Genomic DNA, 16,084 nt, shown 5'->3' on the forward strand with positions numbered 1-16,084 from the left:
TTGACGGTCAGCTCATCACGACCGTCCGACAATCAGTCCGTGGGTACCAGTAGGGCCACCGGGTATTGCTCCAACAGAGTGGCCACAGGCACAGCACCAGCCCCGTACGTGGCGCCAGTGAGTTCATCCCGGCAGTCCACTGTCAGTTCGATGGACGTGTCCCGCCAGCCGCCTTCCCTCGCCAGACGCTTGGGCAAACGCGTGGCAACGGTGAGAGCTCCCCGATGGTCAGCACCACGATCGAAAGCCACCACGTGTGCGGCGGCAGCGCCTTGGGCCGCGACCGGGAGGTAGCCGGCGAATAACTCGGGCCTGTCACGGCGCAACCGAAGTGCACGGGAAACCACCAGAAGTTTGGCAGCTTCCTCCGTGAACGCGGGCTTGGCTCCGTCATCCAGCGCCGCCAAGGCAGCAATGCGAGCTTGGAAGTCCACTGGCCGCCGGTTGTCAGGGTCAGTCAGCGAGCCGTCCCTGAATTCCGTCCCTTGGTAGACGTCCGGCACGCCTGGCATGGTCAGCTGGATCAGTTTGGCGGACAGCGAATTGGACGTTCCATAAGGTTCGAGCTCGTCCACGAAGTTCGTCAGGGCGGCGGTCACCTCCGGGACGTCGAATACGGCGTCGACGGCGGCAGCCAACTTGCGCTCGAACTCCTGGTTGGGGTCGGTCCAGTTAGTGGAATTACCTGCCTCGCGGGCTGCCTTCAAGGCATAGGACTGTAAACGCTGGCGATCCGCGGGCCATGCGCCCACGATCGATTGCCAGATCAGTGCCGAGAGGGGTCCATCGGGGATGGGGGCGAGCTCCTGGACGGTGCCGAGGAAAAGCTCCCACTCCGGCACGGCCTCGGAGATGACCGAGATCCTGGCCCTTGCGTCCTCACTCCGCTTGGTGTCGTGAGTGCTCAGTGTTGTCATGGAGAGCGGCAAGAGCTGCTGCCTGCGGGCCATGCGCTCATGGAAAACTCCACTGGGGATCGAGAATTCCGTGGGATCCGCGCCCACTTCCGTCAACGATCCAAGCCGGGTATAGCGGAAGAATGCTGTGTCCTCTACACCCTTGGCCATGACCATGCCGGACGTCTGCTGGAAACGCCGGGCCAGCAAACTGGTCTCATCCAGCAAGAGCGGCTGGAGCTGACTGAGGACGGTTGCCAGGTCAGGGCGCTCCTTGGCGGCGTTTTCCACGGACTCTACGAGTGTCTTCCCGCCATAGGGCAGGTACGTCCTATAGATGGGGAAACAGCAAATGATTTCAGCCAGCGCGTCGGCTACCTTGGCGAACGGCAGCTCCAAGGATTCAGGCACCAGCCGGGCAAGCCGCAGGATTTCCGAGCGCAGGATGCCATCGGCGATGCGGCGCTTGGTGGCATGAATCATGGCGTGGTAATCCGCCGGAACGTCCGCGTTCCGCAGACGGGCATCGAGGGAGTTCAGGTACTCCTCCGCAGCCGGGTCCACAAAAAGGCGGTCAACATCAGCCAATGCGTCGTAGCCCGTGGTTCCTTCGCAGTCGAAGGTCTCGGGCAGCCGCTCCCCCGGTTCCAGGATCTTCTCCACCAACAGGTAAGCGCCCCCCGTGGCCTCGCGCAGCCTGGCGAGGTAGCCCTCTGGGTCGGCGAGCCCATCGGGGTGGTCGATCCTCAGGCCGTCCACCAGCCCTTCGCGGAACCAGCGGACGATCTCTTCATGGGACTCGTCAAAGACCCAGGGAATCTCGACGCGTACGCCGGCAAGAGTGTTCACTGCGAAGAACCGCCGGTAGTTCAGGTCGGCGTCCGCCCGGCGCCAGCCAATCAACTCATAGTGCTGCCGTGCATGGACCTCGCGCGGGTTGTCCCCGGACGTGTACGTCCCCTCGGCCAGCGGGAAACTGTGATCGTAGTAACGCAGTTCATCGTCCACGAGCTTCAGTTCGTCAAGGTCGGCGTCACTTCCCAGGACAGGGATGCGGATCTTCCCCCCGCCGAAGTCCCAGTCGACATCGAAGGCCTCCGCGTACTTTGAACCGCGGCCTTCCTTCAGCAGCTGCCACCACCATGCGTTCTGCTTGGGCGAAGCAACGCCCATGTGGTTGGGCACGATGTCGGCCAGGATGCCCATGCCCTTTTCCTTCGCGGCCTTGGACAGCGCGGTGAGCCCTTCGGGACCTCCCCTTGAGGGGTCCACAGTGGAGGGATCGGTCACGTCATAGCCGTGGTCCGAGCCCTTTTCTGCAGTCAGGATTGGTGACACGTATACCCAATCGATTCCCAAGGAACGCAAGTATCCGGTCAGCTCCGCAGCATCCTGCAGAGTGAAGCCCGGGCGGATTTGGAGCCGATATGTGGAGACAGGGGTCCTCATGCGTTCGACTCCTCCGTTTCACCTTCATCGTTGGTACCTGCGGGCGCAGCGCCCTTGTAATCGAACGGTAACGACGTCACCGCGGGGGCAGTGATGGATGCCGTTTCGGGAGTGCTCGTCTGGGTCAGCGCGGCTAGGGAAGCTGCAACAGAGTGATCCGGTTCAATTTCCGGGGTGCTGTGGGCGCGGAGTACCACCAGAGACTTACCGCCGACCATTAGGATCTGGTCGGGCTTGATGACGCCCGCTTCAGCCCCTTCTCCAGCGGTATCGATCATGACATCCCAAGCGGGCGCATACTCGTCGGAAGGAATCCGGAAGCCTACTTCGTCTTGGTCGGCGTTGAAGTACAGCAGGAAGTTGACGTCAGTGATGCGACGGCCTTGGGTATCCCGGCCGTGGATACCGTCGCCATTGAGGAACACGCCCACAGAGCGTCCCAGGTGTTCGTCCCAGTCGGACGGCGTCATGGTGCTCGCGTCAGCGTCCAGCCATACGATGTCCGGGAGACGCTCGCCTTCACCACGCAACACCGGACGACCATCGAAGAAGCGGCTGCGACGCAGGCTGGGGTGTTTTGCCCGGAGTGCGCTAACTGCTGCAGTGAACTCGATCAGGGGCTGGTCCACGTTGTCCCAGTTGATCCACGTGAGCTCGGAATCCTGGCAGTAGCCGTTGTTGTTGCCGTTCTGCGTCCTGCCTAGTTCGTCACCGTGCAGGAGCATGGGAACACCCTGGGACAGGAACAGGGAGGCAATGAAGTTGCGCTGCTGGCGTGCCCTCAGGCCAAGGACCGTGGGATCGTCCGTAGGCCCTTCCGCACCACAATTCCAAGAACGGTTGTGGGATTCGCCGTCGTTGTTACCCTCACCGTTGGCTTCGTTGTGTTTCTCGTTGTAGGACACAAGGTCAGCCAGCGTGAAGCCATCGTGGGCGGTGACGAAGTTGATCGACGCTACGGGGCGACGCCCGGAGTGCTCGTAGAGGTCAGCCGAGCCGGTCAACCGGGACGCGAACTCGCCCAAGGTGGAAGGTTCGCCGCGCCAGAAGTCGCGGACGGTGTCGCGGTATTGGCCGTTCCACTCTGTCCACTGGGGAGGAAAGTTGCCCACCTGGTACCCGCCGGGCCCAACGTCCCAAGGCTCGGCAATGAGCTTCACCTGGGAGACCACCGGGTCCTGTTGGATCAGTTCGAAGAAGGTGGACAGCTTGTCCACGTCGTAGAACTCACGGGCCAGTGTGGAGGCGAGGTCAAAGCGGAACCCGTCAACGTGCATCTCGGTCACCCAGTAGCGCAGGGAGTCCATGAGCAGCTGGAGGGAGTGCGGGCTACGGACGTTGAGCGAGTTGCCCGTGCCGGTGTAGTCCATGTAGTACTTCTGGTCGTCTTCCACCAGGCGGTAGTACGCGGAGTTATCAATGCCCTTGAAGGACAGTGTGGGTCCAAGGTGATTTCCCTCGGCAGTGTGGTTGTACACGACGTCCAGGATGACCTCGATGCCAGCTGTGTGCAGCGCCCGCACCATGGCCTTGAAGTCCTGGACCTGCTGTCCGGTATCGCCTTTGGAGCTGTAGCTGTTGTGGGGCGCAAAGAAACCGATGGTGTTGTAGCCCCAGTAGTTGTTCAGGCCCTTGTCCTGCAGGATGCCGTCATTGACGAACTGGTGCACCGGCATGAGTTCAATCGCCGTGATCCCCAGCTTCTGCAGATGGGAGATAACCGCGGGGTGGGCGACGCCGGCGTACGTGCCGCGCTGCTCCTCGGGCACCTCCGGATGCATTTGGGTGAGGCCCTTGACGTGTGCCTCATAGATGACGGACTTGTGGTACGGAATCCGCAGGAGCTTATCACCGTCCCAGTCGAAGAACGGGTTGATGACCACGCCCAGCATCATGTGGGGAGCCGAGTCCTCGTCGTTGCGGGAATCCGGGTCCCCCATGTTGTACGAGAACAGGGACGGGTCCCAGTCGATCTGCCGGTGGATGGCCTTTGCGTACGGATCCAGCAGCAGTTTGTTGGGGTTGAATCGTTGGCCGGCGTCGGGGTCATAGGGACCGTGAACTCTGTAGCCGTACTTCTGCCCAGGTTGAGCCTGCGGCAGATAACAGTGCCATACGTAACCATCCACTTCGGTAACGTCTACGCGGACTTCCCCGCCGTCGTCGTCGAAGAGACACAATTCCACTTTTTCGGCCTTCTCGCTAAACAGCGCGAAGTTGGTGCCGGTGCCGTCAAAGGTGGCACCCAGCGGATAAGCCGATCCAGGCCAGACTTCCATGCGTTCTCCTCTTGATGATGCGAACAACTGTTGCAAGCCTACTCAAGCACCCAGACACCGACAGCAACCTTACGGTCTTGTTCGGTCGTATTCCGCGCTGAGCGAACCAATAACGCGGGGTACAGCCGCCGCGATCGCCGAGGCTGTAATGGGTCCTCCGTCGAAATCTGCTGATGCCAGAGAACCCGCCCGGCCGTGGACACTCGCAGCAACCGCGGCCAGGGCAGCCCAGCGGTCGGCAGGGTCCAAGCCCAAGGCGGCATATGCGCCGTCGTCGTGCCGGATAGACTCCACAGCCTGCGCCAGCAGGGCGCCCAGAACGCCGGCCAGGACATCGCCACTGCCTGCGGTGGCCATCCAGGCGGTGCCCTCGGATTGGCTGAACACAACGCCCGACGGCGACGACACCACTGTGGTGGCACCCTTCAGGAGCACGGTTGCACCGGTCTGCTCGGCGGCCTGCCGTACGAAGTGGAGGGGGCGGGATTCGACGTCGTCGCGCGTTACCTTGTCTTCCCCCGTGGAAGGAAGCGAGTTCAGCAAGGTAGCCAGCTCGCCAGCATGGGGTGTCAGTATCCAGTGAGCGGGGCAGTGTTCCGGCAGAAGACTCAGGGCCCCGGCGTCGACGACCACCGGCAACTCCTCGGCGAGGGCCGAAGTGCCGGCATCCCTCGCCCGCTGCAATTGTTCGGCACCGTCAACCCCGGAGCCCAGCAACCACGTTTGGACGCGGCCGGGATGATCCGACTCCCACAAGGCCTCCGGAGTTCGGGCGAGAACCAGTTGGGCCGCAGATTGAGGCCCCAGGTAGCGCACCATGCCCACTCCGGCGAGAGCCGCGGCGTGAACGCTTAGAGCAGCAGCGCCGGCGAATCGCGCCGAACCTGCTACCACTCCCAGGACGCCCCGCGAGTATTTATGCGCACGTCGGCCGGGCTTGGGCACTAAAGCGCCAAGGTCCGAATCAGTGAGACGGCGAAGCTCAGGGCGGGCATGCTCCAAGGATTGCTCAATCCCGATCCCCACCAGCTCTACTCGGCCGCAGCACCCCTCGCCCGGGTCGGCCAAGAGTCCGGCTTTGATGCCACCAAACGTCACGGTGATATCCGCATCCAAGACGGGCCAATGCACTTCCCCGCTGTTGGCGTCCAGTCCACTCGGGAGGTCGCATGCAACCACCAAACGGGGACGAAGCTCTTGAAGTGACGCCACCAATTCCGCTGGGGCTTCCCTCAATCCACCGCGCGCCCCGGTCCCGAGCAGCGCGTCAATAAGGCAGTCATCACCCGCACACAGGACTGCAAGCTCTTCCGCGTTCGACGCCTCCAACTGGACAACACGCCCGTCTGCTGCGACAAAAGCAGCCAAGGCTTCCTGGTGCACTTCCGGTGCGGCGAGTACCGCCGTCGTACGCATTCCGCGACGGGCCAACAAAGCCGCAGCGAAAAGGCCGTCGCCGCCATTGTTGCCCTTGCCGGCCAGCACCGTGACGCTCGCGCCTGCAAGCTTTCGCCTGCTCTTGACCTCGCGAGCCACGGCCTGGGCCAAGCCATAAGCTGCCCGTTGCATCAGAACAGCGCCCTCACCGGAATCCAGGAGCGGCTGTTCCGCATCCCTGATCTGTTGTCCGGTGAAGGCGCTGATCATTGCTTTATGAAATTCGCTTAGCCCTCGGCGAGGACAGTCGCCGTGGCGATGCCGCCGTCGTGGCTCATGGACAAGTGCCAGCGCTTGACGCCTTTGGCCTCAGCCACGGCAAGCACTGTGCCTTTGACTTGAACGGTGGGTCCGTTCTCATCGAGGCCGATCCAACAGTCCTGCCAGTTCATGCCCGCCGGAGCGCCCAACACTTTGGCCACAGCTTCCTTGGCAGCAAAGCGCGCGGCCAGCGACCGGGTGTTGAGTTCCCGCTCGGCAGGAACAAACAGACGGTCCCGGAGTCCCGGTGTCCGTTCCAACTGCCGGCCGAACCGCTCGATGTCTACGACGTCTACGCCAATGCCAACAATCATGGCGTTATTCTACGGTCACGCTCTTGGCCAGGTTACGCGGCTGATCGACGTCGTAACCTTTGGCACCAGCGAGCTCAGCAGCAAAGATCTGCAGCGGCACGGTGGTGAGCAGCGGCATCAGCAGGGTGGGAGTCTCCGGTACGTAGAAGACGTGCTCAGCGTAATCCCTGACCGATTCGTCGCCCTCTTCAGCGATCACCAAGGTACGGGCACCACGTGCGCGGACTTCCTGGATGTTGCTGACTACCTTGGAGTGCAGGGAATCGCGGCCACGCGGCGACGGCACAACAACGAAGACCGGCTGTCCGTCGTCGATCAGGGCGATCGGACCGTGCTTGAGCTCGCCGGCGGCGAAGCCTTCAGCATGAATGTAGGCGATTTCCTTGAGCTTCAGTGCACCTTCCAAGGCAACCGGGTAACCAACATGGCGGCCCAGGAATAGGACGGACTTCTCGTCCTTCATGCTGCGAGCCAATTCGCGCAGCGGCCCTGCGTTGTCCAGTATTTTCTGGATCTTGGCCGGGATCTTGTTGAGGTCCGCGAGGACATCCTTGATCTGGCCGGAGAAGATGTTGCCCCGCAGCTGCGCCAGGTACAGGCCGAGCAGGTACGCTGCAGTGATCTGCGCAAGGAACGCCTTGGTGGATGCAACGGCAATTTCCGGACCTGCGTGCGTGTAGAGCACGGCGTCGGATTCACGCGGGATGGTTGACCCGTTGGTGTTGCAGATGGAGATCGTCTTGGCGCCCTGCTCGCGGGCGTATCGGACAGCCATCAGCGTGTCCATGGTCTCGCCCGACTGGCTGATGGAGACCACCAACGTCTTGGAGTCAACGATGGGGTCGCGGTAGCGGAACTCGTGTGCGAGCTCCACCTCGGTGGGAATCCGGCACCAGTTTTCGATTGCGTATTTGGCTACGAGACCGGCGTAGGCTGCGGTACCGCAAGCCAGCACGATGATCTTGTCCACCTGCTTGAGGAGCTCAGGATCGATGCGGACCTCGTCAAGGGTGAGCTTGCCGTTGAGGTCGGAGCGGCCCAGCAGGGTCTGCGCTACGGCGTCCGGCTGGTCGTGGATTTCCTTCTCCATGAAGGAGCTGAATCCACCCTTTTCAGCCGAGGCCGGGTCCCAGTCAACGTGGTATTCCTTGCCTTCGGCGGGAGCACCGAAGAAGTCTGTGATCTCCACGGAGTCGGCGGTGATGGTGACAATTTGGTCCTGTCCCAGTTCCACGGCACGGCGGGTGTAGTCGATGAAACCGGAAACGTCAGAGCCGAGGAAGTTCTCGCCATCGCCCAGGCCCACTACCAACGGGGAGTTGCGGCGGGCGGCCACGACGACGTCGGGCTGGTCCGCGTGGACTGCGAGAAGCGTGAAGGCACCTTCGAGTCGCTGGCAAGCCAGGCGCATCGCCTCGGTGAGGTTGCCGCCGTCGCCATTGAGTTGAGTGCGGAAGATGTCACCGATAAGGGCGGCTGCAACTTCAGTGTCGGTTTCCGACTCGAAAGTGACACCCTTGCCCAGCAGTTCCTGCTTTAGCTCTGCGAAGTTCTCAATGATGCCGTTGTGAATGACCGCCAGTTTGCCGCCGTCGGAAAGGTGCGGGTGGGCGTTGCGGTCGGTGGGTCCGCCGTGCGTAGCCCAGCGGGTATGGCCAATGCCGGTCAGTGACTCGGGAACGGGACTTGCTTCCAGTTCTGCGATCAGGTTGCTCAGCTTGCCGGACTTTTTGCGGGACGAAATGGTCCCGTCAGCGACTACTGCGACGCCGGCGGAGTCATAGCCGCGGTATTCCAGACGGCGCAGCCCTTCCACCACAACGTCAAGAGCGCTGTATCCAGCTGCCTTGCGAGACGAATTGCCAACATAGCCTACGATTCCACACATGGGTACAAGCCTAACGGCTAGACCAAACAACTGATGTGGGACATCCCTTGTCTGGATCCCTCCTCGTGCGATAGCCGCCACTCATAATTCACCTGCCAGTCGTCGTGCATTTCCTGATCCGCCCCGCGGAGGGCAGAATCATGAGCGTGACTTTGCAACGCACCGAAGCTAACGGCGACGGCGCTTCCCCGTTTGTAGAGCTGGACCGTCAAACGTGGTCCCGGCTTGCAGCGCAGATGGAGCAGCCCCTCAACGAAGAGGATATTTTCCGTCTCCGCGGCCTCGGCGACCCTCTGGATATGAAGGAAGTCCGGGAGGTTTACCTACCGCTGTCACGCCTCCTGCACCTGTACGTCGAGGCATCCCACCAACTGCACGCAGCCACCACCACCTTCCTGGGCGAGCAGACTCAACGCACCCCGTTCGTGATCGGCGTGGCCGGTTCAGTTGCTGTTGGTAAGTCCACCATCGCCCGCGTGCTCCGGGAAATGCTCAGGCGCTGGCCGGGAACTCCCAACGTGGAACTCATCACCACAGACGGCTTTCTCTACCCCTTGGCCGAGCTGAAGCGCCGGCATCTGCTGGAGCGCAAGGGTTTTCCGGAGTCCTACGACCGCCGCGGCCTTCTTCGATTCGTCTCGGAAGTCAAAGGCGGCGCCGAGGAAGTCCGCGCCCCCTGGTACTCCCACGTCACTTACGACATCGTGCCGGGCAAGGAAGTCGTGGTGCGGCGACCCGATGTCCTGATCGTTGAAGGCCTCAACGTCCTGGCCCCCGCACGTCCGCGCATGGACGGCAAACAAGGGCTGGCCGTCAGCGACTTCTTTGATTTCTCCATCTATGTCGACGCCAAAACTTCTTATATCGAGGAGTGGTACGTGGACCGTTTCAGGAAGCTGCGGACCACGGCCTTCGCCCAGCCCGAGTCCTACTTCCACCGCTACGCCACGTTGTCTGACGACGACGCCGAATCCACCGCACGCGGCATTTGGAAACGCATCAACGAGCCAAACCTTGAAGAGAACGTGCTGCCTACCCGCGGACGTGCACAATTGGTCCTTACCAAGGACGCAGATCACTCAATCCGCCGCATGCTGCTGAGGAAGGTCTAGCGTGCAGCACAACCCTCAACCACTGCCTAGCCGGCGGGTATTCGCGAGCCTGCTGACCGCTGGTGCAGGAATGGCGGCCCTCGCCGCCTGCACGCCGAACAACACCATTCCCTCCCCTGTGGCCGCAAACGCCGCCAGCGAGGTCCCCTCGGCCTCCGCAACGCCATCCGTGGCCACGCCCAGCGCCGCGACCACCGAGCCTGCGCCCGTTGAGCCTGCACCTTCCAGCGACGTACCCGCCAGCACCGCTCCGTCGCATTCCGTAGCCCCACAGCATTCACTGACGGACCCGGCGAGTCCCTGGGTTGTGGTCAACAAGCACCGGCCGTTGGCTCCGCAGGACTTCGTTCCGGCGGATTTGGTTCAGCCTCGCGTACGGCTCGCCGTCAGCGGTGAAGCTTCTTTGCTGAACAGCACGACGGCGGCCGCCGCAGAAAAGATGTTCGGCGCCGCAGCCGCAGAGGGCGTCATCATGACACTGGCGTCTGGTTACCGTTCTTATTCCACCCAAGTGACTACGTACAACGGATACGTAGCCAGCACCGGTCAGGCTGCAGCGGACCGCGCGTCTGCCCGCCCAGGGCACTCCGAGCACCAGACGGGTTGGTCCTTCGACATTGGCGACGGCGCGGGAGCCTGCAGCTTCCAACCTTGCTTCGCCGAACAACCCGCCGCCGTGTGGGCGAAAGCCAACGCCCACAAGTTCGGCTTCGTGGTCCGCTATCCCTGGATGTTCCACGACACCACAGGGTACTTCCACGAGTCCTGGCACCTGCGGTACATCGGCGTGGAGGCAGCCACAGACATGGCCACGCGCGGTATTGCCACCTTGGAAGAGTATTTTGGGCTCGAAGCAGCACCGGACTACCTCTAATACATAAATGCTTAGGCTCTAATCCTTAAACACTGAGGCCCGCTCCCCTGCTTCAACTGAAGCAAGAGCGCGGGCCAAAAAGTGTGCTGTCCTAGACAGCCATTTCACTGGGGGCGCCCAAGCGTTCCTTGACCACGGCAGCAAGTCCCTTACAGACCCGCTCAGCTGTTTCCATGTCAGCGGCTTCCACCATGACACGAACCAGCGCCTCGGTGCCTGAGGGGCGGAGCAGCACACGGCCGGTCTCACCCAGTTCAAGCTCCGCTGCTGCAACGGCCTCGGCAACGCCCTCGTCCGTAGCAGCGCGGGCCTTGTCAACGTCCTTGACGTTGATCATGAGCTGCGGAAGTTTAGTCATTGCGCTGGACAGGTCCTTGAGGCTGCGGCCCGTCAGGGCAACCTGCGCGGCAAGCTGGAGACCGGTCAGAACACCATCACCCGTGGTGGCGAAGTCCGAGAAGATCACATGGCCGGACTGTTCGCCACCAAGGTTGTACCCGCCGTCGCGCATCTCTTCCAGGACGTAACGGTCGCCAACACCGGTCTCCCGGATGGTGATGCCGGCATCGCGAAGGGCGATCTTCAGGCCAAGGTTGCTCATGACCGTAGCTACGAGGATGTTGTCCTTGAGCTTTCCGGCGTCCTTGAGCGCCAGCGCCAGGATCGCCATGATCTGGTCGCCGTCCACTTCATTGCCTTCATGGTCAACGGCCAGGCAGCGGTCGGCGTCGCCGTCGTGCGCTACGCCAAGGTCCGCACCGTGCTTGACCACCGCTTCCTTCAGCGGGCCCAGGTGCGTGGAGCCTACGCCGTCGTTGATGTTCAGGCCGTCCGGTTCTGCTCCGATCACCACGACGTCGGCCCCGGCGTCCTTGAACACCTGAGGTGAACAGCCACTTGCTGCGCCGTGGGCGCAGTCCAGAACTACCTTCAGGCCTTCCAACCGCTTGGGGAGTGTGCCCAGCAGGTGCACGATGTACCTGTCTTCGGCGTCTGAGAACCGCTGGATGCGTCCGACGTCGGCGCCTACCGGCCGCTGGGGCTCTTTGCCCAGCTGCGCTTCGATGGCGTCCTCAACATCGTCCGGTAACTTCTGACCGCCCCGGGCGAAGAACTTAATACCGTTGTCCGGAGCCGGGTTGTGGGAGGCCGAGAGCATGACGCCGAAGTCGGCGTCAAGATCTGCCACCAAGTAAGCCGCTGCGGGAGTGGGGAGCACACCGGCGTCGTACACGTCAATGCCGGAGCTTGAAAGCCCGGCTTCAACGGCCGCGGCAAGGAACTCGCCGCTGGCCCGGGGGTCCCTTGCGACGACGGCGCGCGGCCGCTTGCCGTCGGTTGTGCGGTCATGGCCGAGTACGACGGCGGCTGCCTGCGCGAGCTGCATAGCCAGTTCGGCGGTGAGCAATCCGTTCGCGAGACCGCGGACGCCATCTGTTCCAAATAATCTAGACATCGGGTCAAGTTTAGACGACGACAGGACAGCACTGGTTCAACGGGCCGCCGGAGGGTCATACTCGGCGCTCCTCTTGACTCCCCTGCGTCGGTTTCTGAAACGACGAAAGCCCGCCCCGCCGAAACGGCGGAACGGGCTTTCGAGTAAGCGCAGATTAACGCTTGGAGTACTGCTGAGCCTTACGGGCCTTCTTGAGACCAGCCTTCTTGCGCTCGATGACGCGGGCGTCACGGCTCAAGTAACCGGCCTTCTTGAGGGTGGCGCGGTTGTTGTCGACGTCGATCTCGTTCAGCGAGCGAGCAACACCGAGACGCAGCGCACCGGCCTGGCCGGAGATGCCACCGCCGTGGATACGGGCGATGACGTCGTAGGCGCCTTCGAGATCAAGGATCTTGAAGGGCTCGTTAACATCCTGCTGGTGCAGCTTGTTCGGGAAGTAGTTGTCCAGCGTGCGGCCGTTGATGGTCCACTTGCCGGAACCCGGAACAACGCGAACGCGTGCAACGGCTTCCTTGCGGCGGCCAACAGCTGCACCGGCAACGGTCAGTGCCGGGCGCTCCTTCTTAGGCGCATCTTCAGCAGATGTGCTTTCAGAGGTGTAGCTGGTGAGGGTTTCCTCAGCCTCGACGGCTTCGGCGGTCAGTTCTTCGTTCTGAGCCACGGTTCTCCTTGTAATGAAAAGTTGGTTGGTGGCCAGGACTACTGGGCGACCTGGGTGATTTCGAAAGTCTTCGGCTGCTGTGCAGCGTGGGGGTGCTCCGGGCCTGCGTAGACCTTGAGCTTGCCCAGCTGCTGAGCGGCGAGGGAGTTCTTGGGGAGCATGCCCTTGATGGCCTTCTCAACAGCGCGAACCGGGTTGGATTCCAACAGCTCGGCGTAGTTGACGGAGGTCAGGCCGCCCGGGTAACCGGAGTGGCGGTATGCGCGCTTCTGCTCCAGCTTGGCGCCGGTGAGGGCAACCTTTTCAGCGTTGATGATGATGACGAAGTCGCCCATGTCCATGTGGGACGCAAAGGTCGGCTTGTGCTTTCCGCGCAGCAGTGTTGCGGTCTGGCTGGCAAGACGACCAAGGACAACGTCGGTGGCGTCAATGACGTGCCACTGGCGGTTGATATCGCCGGGCTTCGGGGTGTACGTACGCACGGTTTTGCCTCGTTCTTGTTCTGGCGTTCATGTTTTAGGCGGCACGCAATAAGGCGTGCACCTACTATGTATGCGCTACCGGAGCAGAGGTGAGGGCTCTATGTACCAGTTATCCCAAGATCTCGAAATGCCTCAGGAGTTAGCGATCCTGCAACTGGATCCCCCGGAAGGCATGTGTCATCGAGATAGGACACGCACAACGACTCTAAACTATACCGTCACTAGGGCGTCCGGGTCAAAATGGGGTAACCGCCCTTCGGGGTTGCGCACCTTTACTAAGGGAGAAACATGACCGACGGCCCCGGCGTCCCGCTCCTCATTGCGCTGCTTGGGTTGTTGCTCAGCCCAGCTACCGAACTCATAATCGCCCGTTCACTGCCGCGACTCGGCGACCTCCCCGCCCGTAGGGTCCGGATCACGACGGCGGCGGTCACCGCGCTGCTGTTTGGCTTACTGGCGTGGCGTTTTGGGTTTTCTCCGGAGCTGCCGGCATTTCTTTTATTGGCATTGCTTGGCGTTCAGCTTTCGCGGATTGATTTCACCCTCCACTTGCTGCCCAATGCCCTCGTTTTGTTTTTACTCGGTGGCGGATTGATGCTTCTCCTCGCCTCCGCCGCCCTCAGTCCGGGTTGGCCTGAGCTACTGCGTGCACTCGCTGGAGGGGCAATCCTGTTCGCCGGCTACTTAATTCTCGGACTTATTTCGCCAGGAAGCCTCGGGATGGGCGATGTGAAGCTCGCAGCACCCCTGGGACTGTACTTGGGGTACTTGGGTTGGGGCCAAGTACTCTTCGGGGGTCTTCTGGGATTCGTGGTGGGCGGGGTGCTCACGGTGCTGATGTTGCGCATGCGATCAGCCGAAAAGCCCGTAGAGACAGCACATGGCCCAGCAATGGTGGTCGCCGCACTGGGCGTGGCCCTGCTCATGAACTAGTCGTGGGCAAGTACGCCCTTACTCAGGCCTCACAGTGCACCGCAATTAATAAGGCTTCTTTGCAAACCAAGTAGTTTCCGCCTGTTATGGCGTCGAAACTGAGTACTCACTGCCTTCGCAGTGCGCCACCAAGTAATGAGTGGCCCATGAAATCGAGTACGACTACGCATTGTGGCTTCTGCCTGCCCTGGTGAATTCTTATCTCATCGAATTCCGAACCGCTAAAGGCTACATGGGGGCAGTTCGAAACTCGGACGAATTTCAATCCGGAGTTCGTCATTCATCATTCGCCAATTTTATTCTGGGAAGGATTTTCCAATGTCATCTCTCATGGTTTCCGTCATTTCGTTCATCGCCGGCGTCAAGGACCGCTTCACCTCCGAGGAGAAGGGTGCGACGGCTACGGAGTATTCGCTGCTCGTAGCCTTCATCGCATTCGCCATCATCGCCGGTGTCACGTTCTTTGGCACCAGCCTCAGCACCTGGTTCAACGATCTCGGCACCACTGTCTCCGGTTGGGCCAACTAGACCACAACCAGCGCTGGGCTTTGGGGCCGCGTCCGCTCAACGCGGGCGCGGCCCTGCCAATTTCCGGAACCAACAGGCCTTCTGGGGGTCACTATGAAACACCGAGACACTGCAGCAACCGAGAAGAACCGAGGGGCTGTTGCAGTCGAATTCGCTTTGGTTATTCCATTCCTTCTCCTCCTCATTGCCGGCATAGTCGAATTCGCCCACGCCATGAATGTGCAGATTTCTGTGACCCAGGCTGCCCGCGAGGCCGCCAGGACATATGCCGTGACAGACGACTGGAGCCTAGCCACCCAAGCAGGAACGGACGGCGCACCAAGCCTCAGCGGCCCATTTTCATTCAGCAAGTCAGGGGATTGTGCCCCCGATGAGACAGTGACAGTCACCGCTGAATACACCGCGGATTCCCTTACGGGTTTCGCATTAAATATCTCTGGAAGCGCCGTTTCATTCGCTGGCACTTTCACCAGCACAGGTGTGGGGGCAATGCGATGCGGAGGATAACCCAACAGATGTCGCGCCGATTAGCTGCGGACGACAGTGAAGCCGGCACTTCGGGTGTCATGGTTGCCCTGCTGGTTCTTGTCCTGATTGGTGCAGGAGCAATGGCAGTCGACGTTGGTCAGATCTACGTTGAAAGAGCCGAGCTTCAGAACGGTGCAGATGCAGGCGCGTTGGGAGCCGCGCAACTGTGCGCATCCGATGCCGGATGCACACAGTCGAGTGCCGACGCGTTGGCCCACGACTTGGCCAACGGGAACGCCCGCGATGGAGCGTCAAATGTACTGTCGGTTGACTTGAGTATTGCAGGCCAAGTCACCGTCAAGACTTCTACGCTTGACGGCACTACAAATGCCGGCTTTCTCAGCAAAATGTTTGCCAGTGCACTCAACACCGAGCCCGTAACAGTGGGCGCCGCTGCGACCGCCGAATGGGGAGGTCCGCTGACAGGTCCTGCCTCGTTGCCCATAATTCTGGCTCCCTGCCAAATCGACCCAACCAGCGGGGTTCGGCAATACCTCTACCTCAAAGACGATCCCAACGAAGGTACATGCAAGGGTGATGCTTCCGCGGGGCACGTCACAAACCTCCCCGGCGGCTTCCAATTTGCTGATCCGGACCCTACGAGCCAGTGCGCAGCCAAGGTTCTGCCAGGACCGCCTGGGGACGCTTATATCGAAAGCAAAACAGGCGTCAGCGTACCGAAGCCTTGCAAGGACAGCACCATGGAAGCATTTCTGGGCAAAGTCGTTTTGATTCCGGTCTACAGCGGCGTCAGCGGCAATGGAAGTAGTGGCAAATACATCATAGAAGGCTTCGCTGCCTTTCGTTTCGAGGGTTTCCGCTTCAACGGCGGCATCGAAGGAGGCGTGAAGATTCCTGGTAAGGCCAGCTCGCGAGGCATCGCGGGAACTTTTGTGGAGTGGGTCGTTGATCCGGCACTGTACGGCGGCGGCGGCTATATCGAAGGCGGAGTAACCACTCCCCCTGAGTTGACCAAGTAAGACAGG

General features: G+C 61.3%; 14 protein-coding genes. 6 read left to right on the forward strand and 8 right to left on the reverse strand.

The window, feature by feature from the left end:
• Window positions 1-32: 32 nt before the first annotated feature.
• From treY to glmS, 5 genes are all read right to left on the reverse strand, one after another.
• On the reverse strand, window positions 33-2,345 hold the full coding sequence (gene treY / locus RIF72_RS01915; RefSeq protein ID WP_309073196.1) for a malto-oligosyltrehalose synthase: 2,313 nt from the start codon (window positions 2,343-2,345) through the stop codon (window positions 33-35).
• Window positions 2,342-4,624, reverse strand: coding sequence for a glycogen debranching protein GlgX (gene glgX, locus RIF72_RS01920; protein ID WP_309073197.1), 2,283 nt, complete (start codon window positions 4,622-4,624; stop codon window positions 2,342-2,344). The genes treY and glgX overlap by 4 nt, the downstream gene beginning before the upstream one ends.
• A 69-nt stretch (window positions 4,625-4,693) precedes the next feature.
• Window positions 4,694-6,271 carry an NAD(P)H-hydrate epimerase gene (locus tag RIF72_RS01925; RefSeq protein ID WP_309073198.1) on the reverse strand — a complete coding sequence of 526 codons (1,578 nt, stop codon included), beginning with the start codon at window positions 6,269-6,271 and terminating at the stop codon, window positions 4,694-4,696.
• Window positions 6,272-6,288: 17 nt separating this feature from the next.
• A complete protein-coding gene (locus tag RIF72_RS01930) occupies window positions 6,289-6,636 on the reverse strand; it encodes a holo-ACP synthase (RefSeq protein WP_011775548.1) in 348 nt (115 codons plus the stop codon).
• 4 nt (window positions 6,637-6,640) lie between these two features.
• Entirely contained in the window at window positions 6,641-8,524 is a 1,884-nt protein-coding gene (gene glmS / locus RIF72_RS01935; RefSeq protein ID WP_309073199.1) for a glutamine--fructose-6-phosphate transaminase (isomerizing), read from the reverse strand.
• A gap of 140 nt (window positions 8,525-8,664) precedes the next feature.
• Here glmS and coaA point away from each other — a divergent pair, with 140 nt between their 5' ends.
• Both coaA and RIF72_RS01945 read left to right on the forward strand, forming a co-directional pair.
• Entirely contained in the window at window positions 8,665-9,636 is a 972-nt protein-coding gene (gene coaA / locus RIF72_RS01940) for a type I pantothenate kinase (protein WP_011775550.1), read from the forward strand.
• A gap of 1 nt (window position 9,637) precedes the next feature.
• On the forward strand, window positions 9,638-10,510 hold the full coding sequence (locus RIF72_RS01945) for a D-alanyl-D-alanine carboxypeptidase family protein (RefSeq protein ID WP_309073200.1): 873 nt from the start codon (window positions 9,638-9,640) through the stop codon (window positions 10,508-10,510).
• Between the two features lie 91 nt (window positions 10,511-10,601).
• Here the strand turns inward: RIF72_RS01945 and glmM are convergent, their stop codons facing one another.
• The 3 genes from glmM to rplM form a co-directional block, all read right to left on the reverse strand.
• On the reverse strand, window positions 10,602-11,966 hold the full coding sequence (gene glmM, locus RIF72_RS01950; protein WP_309073201.1) for a phosphoglucosamine mutase: 1,365 nt from the start codon (window positions 11,964-11,966) through the stop codon (window positions 10,602-10,604).
• Between the two features lie 154 nt (window positions 11,967-12,120).
• Window positions 12,121-12,627 carry a 30S ribosomal protein S9 gene (gene rpsI / locus RIF72_RS01955; protein WP_011775553.1) on the reverse strand — a complete coding sequence of 169 codons (507 nt, stop codon included), beginning with the start codon at window positions 12,625-12,627 and terminating at the stop codon, window positions 12,121-12,123.
• Window positions 12,628-12,665: 38 nt separating this feature from the next.
• Complete coding sequence (gene rplM / locus RIF72_RS01960; protein ID WP_011775554.1) at window positions 12,666-13,109, reverse strand: 50S ribosomal protein L13; 444 nt, start codon at window positions 13,107-13,109, stop codon at window positions 12,666-12,668.
• A gap of 288 nt (window positions 13,110-13,397) precedes the next feature.
• Between rplM and RIF72_RS01965 the strand changes: the two genes are divergently transcribed.
• The 4 genes from RIF72_RS01965 to RIF72_RS01980 all read left to right on the forward strand — a co-directional run bounded on the left by RIF72_RS01965 (window position 13,398) and on the right by RIF72_RS01980 (window position 16,078).
• Window positions 13,398-14,042: a prepilin peptidase gene (locus RIF72_RS01965; RefSeq protein ID WP_309073202.1), complete on the forward strand. Its 645-nt coding sequence runs from the start codon at window positions 13,398-13,400 to the stop codon at window positions 14,040-14,042.
• Between the two features lie 318 nt (window positions 14,043-14,360).
• A complete protein-coding gene (locus tag RIF72_RS01970) occupies window positions 14,361-14,570 on the forward strand; it encodes a Flp family type IVb pilin (RefSeq protein WP_309073203.1) in 210 nt (69 codons plus the stop codon).
• Between the two features lie 93 nt (window positions 14,571-14,663).
• The gene (locus RIF72_RS01975; RefSeq protein WP_309073204.1) at window positions 14,664-15,077 is read left to right on the forward strand and encodes a pilus assembly protein; all 414 of its coding nucleotides are present in this window, start codon (window positions 14,664-14,666) and stop codon (window positions 15,075-15,077) included.
• Between the two features lie 8 nt (window positions 15,078-15,085).
• Window positions 15,086-16,078 carry a pilus assembly protein TadG-related protein gene (locus RIF72_RS01980; RefSeq protein WP_309073205.1) on the forward strand — a complete coding sequence of 331 codons (993 nt, stop codon included), beginning with the start codon at window positions 15,086-15,088 and terminating at the stop codon, window positions 16,076-16,078.
• Window positions 16,079-16,084: the final 6 nt, after the last annotated feature.

The sequence above is a fragment of the Paenarthrobacter sp. genome (assembly GCF_031180005.1).
In the GTDB taxonomy this organism is placed as follows: Bacteria; Actinomycetota; Actinomycetes; order Actinomycetales; family Micrococcaceae; genus Arthrobacter.

What these genes read in the sequence shown, in the direction of transcription:
- treY (WP_309073196.1), bottom strand. Translation starts at nt 2,345, where the DNA reads ATGAGGACCCCTGTCTCCACATATCGGCTCCAAATCCGCCCGGGCTTC.
- glgX (WP_309073197.1), bottom strand. Translation starts at nt 4,624, where the DNA reads ATGGAAGTCTGGCCTGGATCGGCTTATCCGCTGGGTGCCACCTTTGAC.
- RIF72_RS01925 (WP_309073198.1), bottom strand. Translation starts at nt 6,271, where the DNA reads ATGATCAGCGCCTTCACCGGACAACAGATCAGGGATGCGGAACAGCCG.
- RIF72_RS01930 (WP_011775548.1), bottom strand. Translation starts at nt 6,636, where the DNA reads ATGATTGTTGGCATTGGCGTAGACGTCGTAGACATCGAGCGGTTCGGC.
- glmS (WP_309073199.1), bottom strand. Translation starts at nt 8,524, where the DNA reads ATGTGTGGAATCGTAGGCTATGTTGGCAATTCGTCTCGCAAGGCAGCT.
- coaA (WP_011775550.1), top strand. Translation starts at nt 8,665, where the DNA reads ATGAGCGTGACTTTGCAACGCACCGAAGCTAACGGCGACGGCGCTTCC.
- glmM (WP_309073201.1), bottom strand. Translation starts at nt 11,966, where the DNA reads ATGTCTAGATTATTTGGAACAGATGGCGTCCGCGGTCTCGCGAACGGA.
- RIF72_RS01965 (WP_309073202.1), top strand. Translation starts at nt 13,398, where the DNA reads ATGACCGACGGCCCCGGCGTCCCGCTCCTCATTGCGCTGCTTGGGTTG.
- RIF72_RS01970 (WP_309073203.1), top strand. Translation starts at nt 14,361, where the DNA reads ATGTCATCTCTCATGGTTTCCGTCATTTCGTTCATCGCCGGCGTCAAG.
- RIF72_RS01975 (WP_309073204.1), top strand. Translation starts at nt 14,664, where the DNA reads ATGAAACACCGAGACACTGCAGCAACCGAGAAGAACCGAGGGGCTGTT.
- RIF72_RS01980 (WP_309073205.1), top strand. Translation starts at nt 15,086, where the DNA reads ATGTCGCGCCGATTAGCTGCGGACGACAGTGAAGCCGGCACTTCGGGT.